This window comes from Rickettsia argasii T170-B (assembly GCF_000965185.1).
Taxonomy (GTDB): Bacteria; Pseudomonadota; Alphaproteobacteria; order Rickettsiales; family Rickettsiaceae; genus Rickettsia; species Rickettsia rickettsii.
Genome location: NZ_LAOQ01000002.1, coordinates 180,533 through 197,422, shown reverse-complemented (window position 1 = coordinate 197,422; position 16,890 = coordinate 180,533). Strand labels below are relative to the sequence as shown.

The window sequence follows — 16,890 nt, the reverse complement described above, 5'->3', positions numbered from 1 at the left end:
TGTATGGCCCGAAGAAAGCATTCGATGTCATTCCTACGAAAACAGGAATCCAAGGTAAAGCGAGATAAATTGAACTTTTAGTTTTAAAAATCTAGCATATTTATACTTTTTTGACTGGATTCCCGCCTACGCGGGAATGACATTAAGAAAGTTAGAAATAACCTGGTATATCATCTGTATGCTCTTCACCCTCAAGAGTCATATCCTCTTTTAAGGCTTCCATACTACAGCTACTAAATACATCAAGGTTATTCTGCTCGGCTTGCCATTTTAAGCTAGCTTCTTTAAAACTAACAATACCTTTTTCAATTTCTGCTAATGTCAAATTTTTTATTTCGTGTAAAAAATTCTCTATATCTGCTTTTGCTTCTGGATTTTTTTCGATGAATGGATTAAAAAACTCCTTGATACCTGCTAATAATTCTTTTTTCCCAGGTTCTATATCTTTAGAATCTAGAGCTTGAGCTATCGGTGTATTAACTGTATCCTCGTTGTTTGCTATATCCTCTTCCTTTTCAAAACTTTTATCAAGTGCGTTATTAGAAGTATTAATATGGAATAACTCTTTATAAAAATTATTCATGACAATTTGGTCGTTAGGGTTATTTGCATTATAATGATTTATTATTTTATCAATAGCTTCTTTAAACTTTTCATTATAAGGTGCATTTCTAAAGGTGGAGCTTCCATATATAGACTTTTTAGCAAATTCTTTTAGTGCTTGCAGATTTTCAGTACTAGAATTACTCATCTCAGCATGTTTTTCCGGAATATAAGTAGCTATTTCTATTAATTTATTACCAAAAATGCTTTGAGCGGTTTTTTCATCAGCTTGTTGTGTTGCTTCTAATATTTTACCGGGCATATTATTTTTCACTAGTTCTAGCATGCCTCCGCCGCAACAAACAGTTTGGTAATCATCATTATTTTCTTCTTTTAATGATAAATACAAAGCGTTGTCTATGTGATAGTTATTTTCCTTTAATAATTTCCATGTTTGTAAGGTTGGGTCATTAGCATATATTCCACCATCAATAATTTTATGTGATTTAGTATTGGTTATATTACGGAAATTGTGGCTGGGGAAATATCCAGGTGCTGCAGTGATGCCTTGTATTATATCTGAAATGTAATAATTATTCTCTTCACTTTGTCTAGCATCTATAGTAGAGAAGGTTATAAGAGGATTTTGTTTATTATTTAGATCATAACCTGTAACTACAACATCACCGATTAAATCCTTGAGGGTATAATCCTTACAATATTCTTTCAATAATTTTACTAATGGTTCAGGAGAAAATTTATGGCTGAATAAGCCATTAAAACTCCAAAGTTTTCTAAAAGTTAATCCTACCGGAAAAATATCGTGTGCCATTTCTTCAAACAGTTCTTGAGCTTGCTCTGCACTGAATAAAGGTTTCCCGGGATTATTAGGACTCGGTAAATTAAGCAAAATAGAAATAAGTCCTCCAACACTGGTCCCTCCAGTAAAATCGAATATCTCACAAATAGGCTTACCGGTTATTTGCTCCATTATTTTTAATTTTTCTAAATGGATATTTCCTTTTACTCCACCGCCTTCAAATAGTGCTAAGCTAATCTTATTATTGTTTATATCTACCATAACTACCTTTCAAAAATACTAAGCAAGCAAAATACAATAAAAATTAACTTTTGTCAATAAAAACTTATCTGTCTAAAGTCTAAACTGAAATTAACTTATAAAATAAATTGTCACTATTAGTAAAGAAAACTTAATTAATGATTAATATTTTAGTATATAGCTAATATTATAACTATAATGGTATGAGATATGCTAAGTCATCCTAGTAATATAGATCCTCAGTTATTAGCTCAAGAAGTAAATACAATGATGCCCTTAGTAGAGAAAGATTTAGCTGATGTTGAAGATACAATAGCTTATGGAAAAGAACGATTATTTAAATTTGTTAAAGATAAGAAAATTATGGAAGCTTTGGCATTTATGTATTGTTTTGAGGGAAATACTGGACAAACTTTAGATATTAAAGAATTATGTACTACAAATGATTTATTGTATAGAGATGATTTCAGTGCCCTTACGGAGACACTAGATACTCTCGCCCCCCTTATAGGGATATTTTTTTCTAAATAATTTAACACTAATTCTACTATGAATAATAATGCTAAAATACGAAAACTTTGATAGCTCCTCTGATGAAGAGTTAAAAGAAAATTATACTTTACCTAAGTATCTTAATTTTTTACTTAAAAATATACTAGATATTAATTATATATATAACTCTGAAGATTTTAAACTTAAGATAGGTTTAGTATTACATAATTTAGCTGATAGATTTTTTAAATATTCTACTATTAGAAATATTTATAAAAAAATTAAATCTGAAATATTAGTTGTAGATAATGAGTATTACGAAGAAAATTTTAATATTATCAAAACTGCTTTTAATAAACATAATTATTTAAAGATTATAACAAAGAAAATATAAGTGATAAGGATTATCAAAAGCTATTGCACTGTGTATTTAATCCAAATCACTCTATTCCTAAGATATTTGCTTTAGCAGACGGTATTAATGCTCAGCATGTAAAGAAAGTATTATTACAAGAATTGCAAAACAGTAATATCAACTTAAAAAAATATAAGTAATAACCCATACATAATTCTAAATGACTTTTAGCTTTTGCTGAAATGATTGGCAGGAATAATAAAATCATAAATTACTTTGCAGAAAAGTTAACACATTGGTTATTTATGCTTGCAACGCATAGAAATAATGCAACCTTATTTACGGCTCCTATGTTTTTAGCACTTATTGATAAAAATAGTATATTTATTATATCATATAAGGAGTTTTTTCCTATGTCTGCTGAGCATGCCGTTGCTCAAACAAGAGGTATACTGAAAAACTATAAATATGTGTTACCAAATTCCTGTCCAATAGATTTATGACACTACAAATGTACAAAATGGTAATCTATTACTTATTAAAGAAGGTAATATATTAATAGAATGGCTTAGTAAAAAATTAAATAATTATAAACTAGCAAATATAGCACGAATATTTGAAATCTTAGCTTCAATGTAATTTTACAAAAATATGGATAATGTAAAAAGCAATGATATAAAATCTTTTTTAGCAAAAGTGTATAAATTAGAGAATTGTCCTATAAATTTGTTAAATGCATTAGACCAAAATTTAACTGCTTTAATTCTTAAAGTAAACAATATAGGAGAACGCAATTTAAAGCTTACAAAAACTAAATTGCTTGAAAAAAAGGATTTTTCTCAAGATTTAAAGGATTTAATTGAAATAACCTACTTGGAATTTACTGAAAGCTTAAAAAATATTGAAGGGTTTTTAGCTCAAAAACACGCATCTCTCAAGAAAGAAATTAAAAAAATCCTACCTGAAATTCTACAAATTTTATGTGCTAAAATAAAAGAATGGTATGATATTGATGCACCTGAATATGCTAAGAATGTATTACAAGATATTACCCCCAAATTTAATCAAACTATTTCTCCTACCTCGTCTCAAAAGAGATTAAAACTTTCCTTTTCTAAAAGAAAAGATATATATGATTCAAATGATGATAATAATCAAACTTTGGAAACAACTGATATAGACAATAGTATGAAAGAATATTTTAAACTAATTGGAGAACATACTAATACTATATACGATTAAAAACAGTATTAATATTATGGTCTTTTTGAGGTCCTAGAACTTGGTAGCTAAGAGTAAATGAATCAGTATTTAAAAATACATAGGTAGTATTATATTGATCTTTACCACATAGATGATTGCCTGTAGCTTGTATACTCAAATGATTTGAAGAATTGTTTCTGCAAAACTTCGGAGGACTCGCATGCTCACCTATTAATTATGGCTGTGCGTACTCGCTCCTCGTTTTACATTCCAATTCTCCAAATCATTTGAGTATACCCTGTCTGCATAAACAAATTTTAATTGATAAAATAAGCTCTTTTCAGGAGCAATAAAATATTTTGTAATATTACTATTCTTAAAAATATACCTATATTCTTGATTAGAGTGGATTTGATAATCGTAGTCGTGATAGTGAATTTGTAATTCCTCTTTCTAGATTAATTCATTTAAACTTTTAAGTAAGAAATATGCTACCCCCTCACCGTAACCATAATTATCTATAATTCTGTTAATTTGGTATTTTCCGGAGAATCTTGAAAAAATTTCTTTTACTGAATCGTTTTTTGAGAGCATTTGATATATATCTATGTCATTCCTGCGACGTTTTGGCTTTATTGTATGGTTGTTTATGTCATGACCACGAAAGCGGAAATCCAGTAATTTAAAGGTTATACGCAATAAGTTTGTACAATTAAAAGCTCGATTTATTTTGCTTTACCCGGGATTCCAGCTTTCGCGGGAATGACATCGAGTTGGTTTTTCGGACCATGCAACAAAGTCGGCTTGACCACGGCATGACATTTAGTTCTGCAATATTTTCATTAGCAAATTAATCTCTTCGCGTAATTCTATATCGTTTTCCAGTAATTCTTCTACTTTCTTAATAGCATGCATAACCGTCGTATGGTCTTTTTTACCGAATTTTTTACCGATATCTGCAAGACTTTTCGGCGTTAATGCTTTACTAAGATACATGGCTATTTGACGTGGTCTTGCAACTTCTCGTAATCTCCGTGATGAAGACATATCGGATAACTTAATATTATAACGGCTAGCTACCTTTTTCTGAATATCTTCAACGGTAATTATTCTTTCATTAGAACGCAGTAAATCCCGCAAAATATTTTGTGTGTTTTCGAGTGTAATTTCTTTTAAAGTAAAATTAGAATGAGCGATCACCTTATTTAAAGCTCCTTCAAGTTCTCTAACGTTTGAAACGATTTTAGATGCTAAAAAATCAATTACGTCTTTTGGTATGTTAACGTTCATCTGCTCAATCTTAGATTCTAAAATACCAAGTCGTAGCTCATAAGTAGTACTATGAACGTCGGCAACTAAGCCCCATCCAAGACGAGATTTTATCCGATCTTCAATATTATCTAAATCTGAAGGCGATCTATCACAAGAAATAACCATTTGACGGTTATTATCAATCAATGTATTAAAAGTATGGAAAAATTCTTCCTGCGTACTATCTTTACCGCAAATAAATTGAATATCATCAATCATTAACACGTCAACCGAACGAAATTTCTCTTTAAACGAGATTACTTCTTTATTACGCAGAGCTTTAACAAACTGATACATAAATTTTTCTGCCGACATGTATATCACTTTGCGGCTTGGATTATTCTGCTTGATGTACCAACCGATTGCATGCATTAAATGAGTTTTACCAAGCCCTACGCCGCCATATAGAAAAAGCGGATTAGACTCAGAAACCGCACCTGATGATTCCGCAACCGCTCTTGCGGCTGCATAAGCTAGCTCATTTGGGGCTCCAACCACAAAATTATCGAAAGTAAAACGTACGTCAAGGGTTGAAAAGATATTTTCCGAATTAAGCTCACTGCTGCCGATATCGGCAAAAGTCTTAGTAGGTAATTCTATAACTGTTTGGGTTGTTCCAGGTAACTCTTTAGTAATTATTTCAATTGACTTAATGGTATTATTATAATGTTGAAATAGTTGCAATATGACCATAGAGTACTTGGATTTTATCCAATCTCTAACAAAGTTAGTAGGAACACAAAGAATAACGGTATTTAATGAAGACTCTATAAAATTGACTTTACTAAACCAGCTATTATATAGAGTTTCACCGTAATGATTGTAAAGATCTTGAGCCACGTGACTCCAGACATTTACATAATTATCACCTTGATCCGTTAAAATTATTTGGTTAGTACTCACTTAAAACTGCCACGGTAAGTTATTTTGTTTCCAGCCTTTATCTTGATTATTTCCTTCAAAGCCGTCACTAATATTATAACAATTTTTATAACCTATACTAGTTATAAAATTTGCTGCGATAAATGACCTATATCCTGAACGGCACAGAAAAAATATTATTGCATGAATTTTATCGTTAACGATAGATAAAAAATTATCTTCAAAATCTTTATTCAATTGCCAACTTAGAAAGATCACCTTATTTTTATTATCTAAATGAGGTATCCCCACTTGCTGCCACTCTTCTCTAGTTCTAACATCTACAAGAAAAGCATTATCATTTGAAATTAGCATATCATAAGCTTTTGTAGAACAGATATTTTGAACCGACATATTTATGCTTTTTTGCTGTTATTGATAATAAAAGTTAATAGAATTTTACCCATGTAGAATGGATTTATTAGAGTGCTGAATTATTAAAGCATTTTAAAATGATCTTGGTATCTGATTATTTTAATAATATTATTATAAAAAAATTTTGCAAGATGTTATAGATGAATAAATTAAATAAAAACTCTTTACAAAAGAAACTTTTTTACCGTAGTAAAAATCGCGGTTGCAGAGAAATGGATTATATACTCGGTAGCTTTGCCGAAAAGTACCTATCCTTAATGGATGAAAAAAAACTTGGAAGCTATTCTTTAATACTTGATCAAAATGATAATGATCTTTATAATTGGATTAATAATAAATCTTCTGCTCCTTCTTATCTAGATGCCGGAATAATTGATAAATTACGCAAAATAGCAAAAATATAAACTCCTGTAGAATGTTACAACAAAAATTTCCGGCGGCTGCCAAATCTTTCTTTGCAATTGATAATTTTACTAAGAATCTTAAGCAAGATTTCATCTTGAGTGCGAGTAATGAAGAGGAGGCGTTGCAATTATACAAGCAAGCTTTATTTTTTTCTTCTAGTGAAAAGATTTATTACTTTCCAAGCTATAATACCATCCCTTATGACCATACGTCACCAAATGCAAATATCTTATCTAGACGTGCAGAAACATTAACCAAGCTAACAACAAATAATAGTAATAGCAGATTACTCATCACTCATACAGCGAACTTATTAAACAAATTACCGCCGAAAGATTTTTTTTCTAAATATTTTTTGAAATTATCCCCTAAAATGAAATTTACTACGGATGAGCTTGCTATGTTTCTAGTAGAAAATAGTTTTACAAGAAATGCGATTAGCATCGATGTCGGGGAATTTGCGGTTAGAGGCGAAATCATTGATATAATATTGCCCGGTCCTAAAGCTTATAGAATTCATTTTAGCTGGGGTTATATTGAATCAATAAAAGAATTTGATATTGATACGCAAATTTCGACTAAATCCTGCAGGGAGCTTATTATTAGTCCTGCAAATGAGATAGTTTTAAATAGTGAAACTATAGGTAATTTTAAGAATAATTACTTACGAAATTTTGGAGTTAATCATACTGATAATGCTTTATATGAGGCGGTAATATCTGGAAGAAAATTCACAGGATATGAACAATTACTCCCGTTATTTTACGATTCCTGCTCTAACTTAATAGATTATTTAAACGATCCTATTTTCATATTCGATAATTTGTCAAAACAAGCCATTTTAGAATTTGAACATAGTTATAACGATTTTTATTCGGTAAGGTCAGAGGCAAATAAACTTAAATTTAATAGTTTCTATCCCACCCTTGCACCGACTAGCTTATATTTTACCGCTTCTGAAATAACGGAATTACTAGAACAAAAAAATAATATACTACTTACTTTTGAAAACTCAGAGCAAGCTAGCTTAATTGAAAATATAGCTGCTACAAGTTTTATAGAAAAGAAAACGGTTTTCGATAAATTATTTGAGGTTATTAAAGCAAATTCTCATAAGAAAATTATTATAGGCTCAAGCGTTTTAAGTAGTTTTGAGCGAATCAAAAGCATAATTCAAAATTATGAATATAAATATAATGAGATAAATAAATTAGATGAGGCTAAGGCTTCAATGATAAATGTCGGGATAATTCCTTTAAATCAAGGCTTTTATACGAAAGAATATTTATTTATTACCGCTAGCGAATTATTAGAAGAAAAACCTCGCGCTACAAACACTAACAAAAAACTTAAAAATATCTTGCTGGAGCTTGATAATTTAGCTGAAGGCGAATTGGTTGTTCACAAAGATCATGGAATAGGGCAGTTTTTAAAGCTAGAAGCTTTAGAAATTAAAGGCAAACCACATGATTTTTTAAAGATTTTATATGCCGGTAATGATAAATTATATATACCAGTTGAAAGTATAGAGGTAATAAAAAAATACGGCAATGATAATGCGGAGCTTGATAAGCTTGGTAGCGTTTCATGGCAAAGAAGTAAGGCAAAGCTTAAAAATCGTATAAAAGAGATAGCACTGCATTTAATACAAATAGCAGCTAAAAGGAAACTTAATAGTAGTGCTTCCGTTGAATTTGACCTTGAAGAATATGATAAATTTTGTGCTAAGTTTCCTTTCAGCGAAACGGAAGACCAATTAATCGCTATAAACGATATTAAAGAAGATCTAAGAAACGGTATGTTAATGGATAGGTTAATATGCGGTGATGTCGGGTTTGGTAAAACAGAGGTAGCAATGCGTGCCGTCTTTATGGTAGCAAAATCTCTAAATGAACATTTACCTCAAGTAGCCGTAGTTGTACCGACAACTATTTTATGTAGTCAACATTTTTCAAGGTTCATAGAAAGGTTCAAAGGTTTTGGTTTAAATATCAAGCAATTATCTAGCGTTATTAGTTCTAAAGAAGCAAAAATTATAAGATCGGAGCTTGAAAGCGGTAAAATAAATATAATAATAGGCACTCATTCTTTATTACATAAAAATATAAAATTCTTTAATTTGAAATTGTTAATAATCGATGAAGAACAACATTTCGGTGTCGGTCAAAAAGAATTTCTTAAATCGCTAAAATCCTTTTCCCATGTACTTGCAATGTCGGCAACACCGATTCCTCGAACGCTGCAAATGTCAATGACCGGTTTAAAAGAACTTAGCATTATTGCAACGCCGCCTCTAAACAGGCTGGAAGTTCGTACCTTGGTGATGCCGTTTGATCCTGTTATTATCAGAGATGCATTATTACGCGAACATTTTAGAGGCGGAAGAAGCTTTTATGTAGTTCCAAGAATTAAAGATATAGAGGATATCACAAAACAATTAAAACAAATCGTGCCGGAATTAAGCTATAAAATAGCTTACGGGAAAATGACTCCGAGTAAAATTGATGAGGTTATGAGCGAGTTTTATGCCGGCAAATTCGATATACTAGTCTCAACTACTATTATAGAATCAGGAATTGATATAGCTGAGGCAAATACCATGATCATACATAATGCTGATATGCTGGGTCTTAGTCAGCTATATCAATTGCGTGGTCGCATAGGTCGAGGTAAAATGCAGGGTTATGCCTATCTAACGGTAGCAAGTCATAAAAAGATGACATCGCACTCCTTAAGACGCTTAGAGATAATACAAAATAGTTGTGCTTTGGGCTCAGGTTTTACTATTGCAAGCCGTGATATGGATTTACGAGGTGTCGGTAATTTGATAGGTGAAGAACAATCAGGACAAATTAAAGAAGTAGGTACAGAACTCTATCAAGAAATGCTGGAAGAACAAATAGCTATTTTAAAAGATGAACCGATTGTTTCAGAACAACCCTTTATCCCGACTATTAATTTGGGATTATCCGTTTTTATTCCAGATAATTATGTAGCCGATGCGGCTCTTAAACTTGGACTATATAGAAGAATAGGTAATTTAAGTAATGAGATAGAAGTAGAGACATTTAAAGATGAGATGATTGATAGATTCGGTTTACTACCGATTGAATTTAGTAATTTACTTGATATTGTAAAAATAAAACTATTATGCTTTAAGTTAAATATTGAAAATCTAGATTCAGGAGATAACGGATTTGTGATTAAATTTTATAAAAATGCCGATATGACTGATAAAATTTTAAAATTCGTTAGTACTTGCTCTAATCAGGCAAAAATCAAACCAGATAATAAATTAGTGTATATCAAGAAATTAGTAGATAAAAATATAATTGTTGAGGCAAATCAGCTACTTTGGAATTTATCGGAGGTGTAGACTCGATGTCATTCCTGCTCCGTCATTGCGAGCAGCCTAAGGCTGCTCGCAATGACGGTAACACGTTTTTAACATAATAAATATGTCCCATAACCTAAAGCAATTATTTCAACAACATAACGTAAAAGGTTTGTCGATTAATTCTAAAACCGTTAAGGATAAAGACGTCTTTTTTGCGATTAAAGGGCGGAATACTGATGGAAATGATTTTATTAAGGATGCTTTAAGCAAAGGGGCAGTATTAGTAATTACGGACAATAAAAAAAATATTGTTATAGATAAAGTAATTTACGTAAAAGATGTGCAGGCAGCTTTATATGAAGCCATAGAAATATTCTATCCTAAAAAACCAAAGGATCTAATAGCCGTAACCGGTACTAACGGTAAAAGCTCGGTAGTATCCTATATAGCTCAAACATATTCATTACTTGGGAAAAAAGCAGCATCTATAGGTACGATAGGGGTAGAAATATTTGGCTGCGTTAATCTTATAAATGATGTACCGGAATTAACAACTTTAGACTATTTAAGCTTTAGAAAAATTGCTCATAATTTAGCTGAAAATGGTATAGAATATTTAGTTTTTGAAGCTTCTAGTCATGGTCTTGATCAAGCAAGACTTAGGGACATAAAAGTAAATATTGCATGTTTTACTAGCTTTAGTCAGGATCATCTAGATTACCACCATACAAAAGAAAATTATTTATTAGCCAAACTGAAATTATTTATAAATCATTTATTACCGAACGGCATCGCAATATTAAATTCTGATATAGAAGAAATAGAGTTTGTTAAAGATTATCTACATAATCATAATATTAAATTTATAACCGTTGGGAAAAAAGGTGATTTAGAAATAACTAGAATTAACGGTTCTTTAAAAGGACAAAATATTAATTTTACATTTAATAATAGAGAATATAATTTTAATACCCCGATAATTGGTAGCTTTCAGGCTAGTAATTTATTAATTGCTGTTCTTAGCATTCATTATATTGGTTTTGCTTTTGATGATGTTATAGATTCTTTAGTAGAAGTTAAAGCAGTAAAAGGCAGAATGGAGAGAATAGATAACACTAATATCTTCGTTGATTATGCCCACACTCCGGACGCTCTTGAAAAAGCTTTAACGGAACTGAAAAATATTAAATTACGTGATAGTAAGCTAAGTGTAGTTTTTGGCTGTGGCGGTAATCGTGATAAGGCAAAGAGAAGTCTTATGGGGCAAATAGCCGCAAAACGTGTCGATACCATCATAATTACAGATGATAATCCACGCCATGAAGACCCAAAGCTTATTAGAGCTGAAATCATAAGCGGTATAGAGAAAGCAGATTATACAGAAATAGCCAATAGAGAAGAGGCTATTAAATACGGTATAAATAATTTAAAACAAGATGATATCTTATTAGTTGCCGGCAAAGGTCATGAAAATTACCAAATTATAGGCGATAAGAAATTACCTTTTGATGATGCTGAGGTTGTGAGGAAGTGTTTAAAAGTTTGTCATCCCGTGGCTTGACCCATAGTACCGGACAGTTTTAAAAAAACCTTGATGTCATCCCCGCGGAAGCGGGGATCCAGAAAAATAACTTCAATATTAATACAGAAGTTACATATTTGATAAAATAAACATATAAAAAGCTTGCTTTTTATATGTTTACTGGCTTCCCGCCTACGCGGGAATGACATAAACAAGCCATACAACAACACATAAATAACAAAAACATATGATCTGGAACTCTAAAACTTTAAGTGCTGTTCTCGGTATAACAATCTCTAATTCTATAAATTGTAATGAAGTGCAATTTAATTCCAAAGATGTTAAAAAAGGTGATTTATTTATAGCACTTCAAGGTAATAGAGATGGTCACGATTATGTTCTAGATGCAATAGATAAAGGAGCAGCAGCCGTAATTATTAGTAAGCGAGTAGAGATCAATGATAAAGATAAAATTATCTTAGTCGATAATTGTTTTGAAGCTCTACAAAAAATGGCTTTATATAAACGAGAGAATTCAAAAGCTAAATTTATAGCTATAACAGGCAGCGTCGGTAAAACTTCTACCAAAGAAGCACTGAAAGTATTATTACAACATGATTTTCTAGTTTTTGCTAGCCGAGGTAACTTCAATAACAAACTCGGTATGCTTATTAATCTTGCTTCAATGGCTGATGATACGGAATATGCTATTTTTGAGCTTGGCATGAACCATAAAGGTGAAATAAGAGAGCTGGTTCAAATATTAAAGCCGAATATTGCCATGATTACTAATATTTCGGAGGCGCATTTAGAATTTTTTAACTCGCTTGAAGAGATAGCTGAAGCTAAATGTGAGATTTTTGCAAATTTTAGCAAAAATGATATTGCCGTTATTAATGCCGATACTAATTGTTATAACAAAATGTTATCGATATTAAAAAACCTTTCTATCACCGATATACATAGTTTCGGTAGATCAGCTAAAACTTCAGCAGAATTAATTTTATATGAGAACCTAGGAGAGCAAGTCTACTTAAAGTATAAGATAAATAATAAAGTCTTAGATGTAACGATACCGTTTATTCCTCGGCATTTTACCGAAAATTATACTGGTGTACTTTTAATTATCGATATATTAGGTAAAGATATAGAGATAGCTGCAAATCACTTAGCAAATATTTCTCCTACTAAAGGAAGAGGGGAAATTATCAATATACAAAATTGTCGTGTAATTTGTGATTACTATAACGCAAGTCCGCAGTCAATGAAAGCTGCATTAGAATATTTAAAACAAGTACCTGCCGAGCATAAAACTGCTATAATAGGCGATATGCTAGAGCTAGGGGAAAATTCTAAACGATTACATGAGAAACTAGTGCAATACATATTAGATGCCACTTGTTCTAAGGTCTATTTAGTAGGAGTAAATACTAAATATATTGATGATTTACTACCTTCCAAAATAGCTAAAAAATATTTTAAAAATGTTGATGAATTAATTACGCATATCACGGATTTATTTGAAGGTAATGAGCTTATTCTAATAAAAGGGTCAAGAGGCGTAAAACTTGATAAGATTGTTGATTATTATAAATAAATACACTAGGATATTCTTAATATTGTGTGGTTTGGTTGCCCGTCATTGCGCGGAAATTACGTAGTAATTGACGAAGCAATCTCAGTATGTTTGACGAGATTGCTGCCGCGTAGTCTACGACTGCTCGCAATGACGATTTGGTATCCATGCACAATGAATAACATCAAAATATACTTTTAAATTTAAATCTACAAATGTTATACAATCTTTTACTTCCTCATATCCATAATTCACATATAGCTAATTTATTTCACTATATTACTTTTCGTAGCGGTCTTGCTATTATTATAACTCTAAGCCTTAGTTTTATCACGGGTCCGATATTAATAGAATTTCTGCGATCTCTTCAAAAAAACGGTCAGCCTATACGCTCAGACGGACCTGAATCGCATCAAACAAAAGTAGGTACTCCGACAATGGGGGGCATTATGATTATTTTGTCTAGTTGTCTTTCTACTTTATTACTTGCTGATTTAACGAATAAATATATTTGGATTACGTTATTTGGTTTTATTAGTTTTGGTATTATAGGATTTATGGATGATTATGCTAAGGTAACTAAAAATAATCATTACGGAGTAAGAGGAAAAAGTAAGCTTTTACTTCAAGGAATTATTAGCTTCATTATATGTGTTTTACTAGAATATCTAGATAAAAGTCCAAGTCATTTACTTAACGTACCGTTTTTTAAAAATTTAAGTTTGGATCTTGGTTATTTTTATATAGTTTTTGCTATATTTGTTATAGTCGGCTCTTCTAATGCTGTGAATCTAACGGATGGGCTTGATGGTCTTGCTACCGTTCCTATTGCCTTTACTGCCGGTTCTTTTGCTTTAATAAGTTATTTAGTAGGAAATCTAATTTACTCGAACTACTTACAGCTAACCTATATACCGAATACCGGAGAGTTAACGGTGTTATGTGCGGGATTAGTCGGTAGCTGCCTTGGATTTTTATGGTTTAATGCGCAACCGGCAGAAGTTTTTATGGGCGATACCGGTAGTCTAAGTCTTGGCGGTGCGCTTGGTATTATTAGCGTTATTACTAAGCATGAAATAGTTTTAGCTATAGTCGGCGGCTTGTTTGTTATTGAAACGGCATCCGTAATTTTACAGGTATATTACTTCAAAGCTACTAAAGGAAAAAGAATATTTAAAATGGCACCGCTCCATCATCATTTTGAAAAACACGGCTGGGCAGAATCAAAAGTCGTAATAAGATTTTGGATTATTTCAGTTATATTTGCTCTTATAGGCTTATCATCCTTAAAATTACGTTAACTATATTCGGTTATCTATCTTTTATTTATCAAAAATACATTACATAAATTAACTTCCTATTTGCTTTTGTACAAGAAATTTGCTATAATAATGATATTAATTTATAAGTAGGTGTATGGCATGGTTAAAGAAATAGATATAAATAAATTATTAGCACAAGAAAATAATGCTTTAAATACTATATTAAGCCAAGTAAATGAATTATGCGAACAAAATAAGCAGTTGCAAGGTTTAATCGAAATACAAAATGAAACTAAAGCACTAGAAAAAGAACATAATAGATCGCTGCCTTGGTTTAAAAGATTTGTAAAAACAGTTTCTAATGTAAAGTATATTTTGATAAAAAGTGAAGAACAGTTAACAAATGAAGCAATAAAGTATAATAATAAAATATTAAAAGATATTGATAATAAGATATATAATATAGTGGAAAAATCTGTACCTTTAAAGCAAGAATTACAAGAAGAAATCGCAAAAAATTTTAAGGATTTAACAAAGAAAGATTTATCTAAAGATCAAAGAGCAAGATTATCGGAAGTATTTTTTAGTTATAAGAGTAAACCTGAAAGATTCTCAGCTCTACATATGACAAATCCATTACAATTCATTAATGCTGAAGCACTAGAGAAACAATATAATTCTTTAAATGCTACAAAACAAAACATCCAAAATTTAATATCCGAAAATTCTAATATCAGAGAACTTAAAGAAATACAAAAACAGGTTGCTGAAATTAGGGCAGAAGTACCTTATACATTTTTTGAAAAATTAAATAATATTTGGCAAAATGTTAAAAATGTTTTTGTAAATAATAGTGAGCAGGTTTTAGCAAAAAACAAAGAGAGTAATACTAGAACAATTAGCAAGATTGAGGAACAATTATATAAAACGAAGCATAAATTTGAGGAATTAATTGAAAATAAAGAAGAAATATTAAGGATATAATTGCAAAATTACCTGACAATGAGGAGTTACAAAAGATAGTAAGTAACCTTACAAATCACATGGCTTCAAAAAAAGAACCAATATTAGCAAATTCGTCCCTAGCTAAACCTTTGGAAAATAACATTCCACCACCGCCTTCTGTACCGGAAAATAACATTCCACCTCCACCTCCACCTCCGCCACCGCCTTTTGTACCGGAAAATAACATTCCACCTCCACCTCCACCTCCGCCACCGCCTTTTGTACCGGAAAATAACATTCCACCTCCGCCTCCGCCTATGCCTACTATGGCTCTGGCTCAGACTGAAACATTATCTAAGCCTGTAGAAGCTACTACAGTTAAAAGACCGGAAAATCAACCATGTCCTTCTATAGATACTTCTGATTTAATGGGAGAAATAGCAGGGCCACACAAACTAAAAAAAGTTGAAAAAACGGATGTTAAGGAACAAGATTCTAGAGATTTATTGCTGCAATCCATAAGAGGTGAACACAAACTAAAAAAAGTTGAAATTGACCCTAATACAGGAAAACCGGTTGCACATTCTCAGAGTAAGTCTGCTCAGAATGTTAACAAACTTAGTGGAGTTGCATCAATTTTAGCACGAAGAGTTGCTATGGAGATGAGTGATAGTAGTAGCAGTGAAAGTGATAGTGATAGTGGTAACTGGAGTGATGTTAGTGTTAATAGGAATAAATCAAAAATTCTTAAAACTAAAGGAGAACGAGATGCTAAAGTGACTACGCATGCTCAAAAAATTAATAATAGGAACTCACAAAAACCATCATTTGTTAGATAATAAATGTCATTCCCGCGGAAGCGGGAATCCAGTAAAACCTATAAAAAACTTGTTTTTTTAGGTTTATTTTATCAATTAATGGTAATTTTATAGCAGCATTAAAGTTATTTTGTGGATTCCCGCTTCCGCGGGAATGACATAAAACACCATATAAATCTACCCTTTAAACTTCTTAGTTATTTCAACTATTCTTTTACCAAAGAAATTAGCAGTTTTTAAATCGCCTTGAGTAGGAGTAATATCAGGAGAAGATTTGTGGTTAGATTGAGTCATACGTCCTGACCAGCTACCTAAGTGGTTAATTTTAATTTTATCGGGATCAGGCATCTCATGATCGGAAAAATTCGGAGCAGCTTCAGCTTGCCCGACCCAAATCATACAATGCTGCAATAGCGAAGTGAAATAGCTGCTGAATACTGCATAACTTATCACCTGCATAAGAAGTAGAATTAGTAAAAGCTGCAGCTATTTTATCTTGCCATTGTTGTTGTGCCCATCTAGTTGAGGTAGCTTCCATAAATATTTTAAACGATCTGGCTAAACTACCCATATAGGTTGGGACTCCAAAAATGATAGCATCTGCATTGTCTAATAAATCCCAATCGAGATTATCAGGTTTATCTTTATTTATTTGTATAAGAAACATTTGCTCCTACTTCTTGTATGCTCTTATTTAGTTCTTCAGCTACTTTTGCAGTATGACCGTATCCACTATAATATACGATAGCTACTTTAACCATTTTA

18 protein-coding genes and 1 pseudogene are annotated in these 16,890 nt (G+C 31.5%); 11 read left to right on the top strand and 8 right to left on the bottom strand.

Translation table 11 applies throughout. The features are described from left to right. Positions 1–151: 151 nt before the first annotated feature. Positions 152–1,624: a patatin-like phospholipase family protein gene (locus RAT170B_RS03470; protein WP_045805615.1), complete on the bottom strand. Its 1,473-nt coding sequence runs from the start codon at positions 1,622–1,624 to the stop codon at positions 152–154. A 189-nt stretch (positions 1,625–1,813) separates the two neighbouring features. On the opposite strand from RAT170B_RS03470, the gene RAT170B_RS03465 reads away from it, so the two are divergent. From RAT170B_RS03465 to RAT170B_RS11355, 5 genes are all read left to right on the top strand, one after another. Continuing rightward, positions 1,814–2,134 carry a hypothetical protein gene (locus tag RAT170B_RS03465; protein ID WP_045805614.1) on the top strand — a complete coding sequence of 107 codons (321 nt, stop codon included), beginning with the start codon at positions 1,814–1,816 and terminating at the stop codon, positions 2,132–2,134. 28 nt (positions 2,135–2,162) lie between these two features. Then, positions 2,163–2,489 carry a hypothetical protein gene (locus tag RAT170B_RS03460; RefSeq protein WP_045805613.1) on the top strand — a complete coding sequence of 109 codons (327 nt, stop codon included), beginning with the start codon at positions 2,163–2,165 and terminating at the stop codon, positions 2,487–2,489. Positions 2,490–2,512: 23 nt separating this feature from the next. After that, a complete protein-coding gene (locus RAT170B_RS10395; protein ID WP_173019429.1) occupies positions 2,513–2,650 on the top strand; it encodes a hypothetical protein in 138 nt (45 codons plus the stop codon). A gap of 42 nt (positions 2,651–2,692) precedes the next feature. Continuing rightward, on the top strand, positions 2,693–2,953 hold the full coding sequence (locus RAT170B_RS03455) for a hypothetical protein (protein ID WP_261368677.1): 261 nt from the start codon (positions 2,693–2,695) through the stop codon (positions 2,951–2,953). 148 nt (positions 2,954–3,101) lie between these two features. Then, the gene (locus tag RAT170B_RS11355) at positions 3,102–3,692 is read left to right on the top strand and encodes a hypothetical protein (protein ID WP_261368676.1); all 591 of its coding nucleotides are present in this window, start codon (positions 3,102–3,104) and stop codon (positions 3,690–3,692) included. Here the strand turns inward: RAT170B_RS11355 and RAT170B_RS10780 are convergent. From RAT170B_RS10780 to RAT170B_RS03440, 4 genes are all read right to left on the bottom strand, one after another. Beyond that, positions 3,679–3,831 carry a DUF6314 family protein gene (locus tag RAT170B_RS10780; protein ID WP_173019428.1) on the bottom strand — a complete coding sequence of 51 codons (153 nt, stop codon included), beginning with the start codon at positions 3,829–3,831 and terminating at the stop codon, positions 3,679–3,681. The genes RAT170B_RS11355 and RAT170B_RS10780 overlap by 14 nt on opposite strands. Positions 3,832–4,106: 275 nt before the next feature. Continuing rightward, positions 4,107–4,352, bottom strand: coding sequence for a hypothetical protein (locus tag RAT170B_RS10390; RefSeq protein WP_186786282.1), 246 nt, complete (start codon positions 4,350–4,352; stop codon positions 4,107–4,109). 123 nt (positions 4,353–4,475) lie between these two features. Further along, a complete protein-coding gene (dnaA, locus tag RAT170B_RS03445; protein ID WP_014014559.1) occupies positions 4,476–5,867 on the bottom strand; it encodes a chromosomal replication initiator protein DnaA in 1,392 nt (463 codons plus the stop codon). Next, a complete protein-coding gene (locus RAT170B_RS03440) occupies positions 5,868–6,239 on the bottom strand; it encodes a rhodanese-like domain-containing protein (protein ID WP_045805612.1) in 372 nt (123 codons plus the stop codon). A gap of 161 nt (positions 6,240–6,400) precedes the next feature. On the opposite strand from RAT170B_RS03440, the gene RAT170B_RS03435 reads away from it, so the two are divergent. The 6 genes and pseudogenes from RAT170B_RS03435 to rickA all read left to right on the top strand — a co-directional run bounded on the left by RAT170B_RS03435 (position 6,401) and on the right by rickA (position 16,146). Continuing rightward, a complete protein-coding gene (locus RAT170B_RS03435) occupies positions 6,401–6,664 on the top strand; it encodes a succinate dehydrogenase assembly factor 2 (RefSeq protein ID WP_014014557.1) in 264 nt (87 codons plus the stop codon). Between the two features lie 11 nt (positions 6,665–6,675). Then, the gene (mfd, locus tag RAT170B_RS03430; RefSeq protein ID WP_045805611.1) at positions 6,676–10,041 is read left to right on the top strand and encodes a transcription-repair coupling factor; all 3,366 of its coding nucleotides are present in this window, start codon (positions 6,676–6,678) and stop codon (positions 10,039–10,041) included. 82 nt (positions 10,042–10,123) lie between these two features. Next, on the top strand, positions 10,124–11,563 hold the full coding sequence (locus RAT170B_RS03425; RefSeq protein ID WP_045805610.1) for a UDP-N-acetylmuramoyl-L-alanyl-D-glutamate--2,6-diaminopimelate ligase: 1,440 nt from the start codon (positions 10,124–10,126) through the stop codon (positions 11,561–11,563). Between the two features lie 208 nt (positions 11,564–11,771). Continuing rightward, the gene (locus tag RAT170B_RS03420; protein WP_045805609.1) at positions 11,772–13,121 is read left to right on the top strand and encodes a UDP-N-acetylmuramoyl-tripeptide--D-alanyl-D-alanine ligase; all 1,350 of its coding nucleotides are present in this window, start codon (positions 11,772–11,774) and stop codon (positions 13,119–13,121) included. A gap of 194 nt (positions 13,122–13,315) precedes the next feature. Continuing rightward, a complete protein-coding gene (gene mraY, locus RAT170B_RS03415) occupies positions 13,316–14,401 on the top strand; it encodes a phospho-N-acetylmuramoyl-pentapeptide-transferase (protein ID WP_045805608.1) in 1,086 nt (361 codons plus the stop codon). Between the two features lie 120 nt (positions 14,402–14,521). Further along, positions 14,522–16,146 (top strand): annotated as a pseudogene (rickA, locus tag RAT170B_RS03410) (Arp2/3 complex-activating protein RickA). A gap of 156 nt (positions 16,147–16,302) precedes the next feature. Here rickA and RAT170B_RS11350 read toward each other — a convergent pair. Genes RAT170B_RS11350 through RAT170B_RS11340 form a run of 3 tightly spaced genes read right to left on the bottom strand, consistent with a single transcriptional unit; the run spans position 16,303 to position 16,886 of the window. Further along, positions 16,303–16,524 (bottom strand): hypothetical protein, encoded by a 222-nt coding sequence (locus tag RAT170B_RS11350; RefSeq protein WP_045805607.1) that lies wholly within the window; start codon positions 16,522–16,524, stop codon positions 16,303–16,305. Next, complete coding sequence (locus tag RAT170B_RS11345; protein ID WP_052691974.1) at positions 16,502–16,792, bottom strand: flavodoxin family protein; 291 nt, start codon at positions 16,790–16,792, stop codon at positions 16,502–16,504. Before RAT170B_RS11345 ends, RAT170B_RS11350 begins: the two co-directional genes overlap by 23 nt. After that, a complete protein-coding gene (locus RAT170B_RS11340) occupies positions 16,770–16,886 on the bottom strand; it encodes a flavodoxin family protein (RefSeq protein WP_109559333.1) in 117 nt (38 codons plus the stop codon). Before RAT170B_RS11340 ends, RAT170B_RS11345 begins: the two co-directional genes overlap by 23 nt. Positions 16,887–16,890 lie beyond the last annotated feature (4 nt).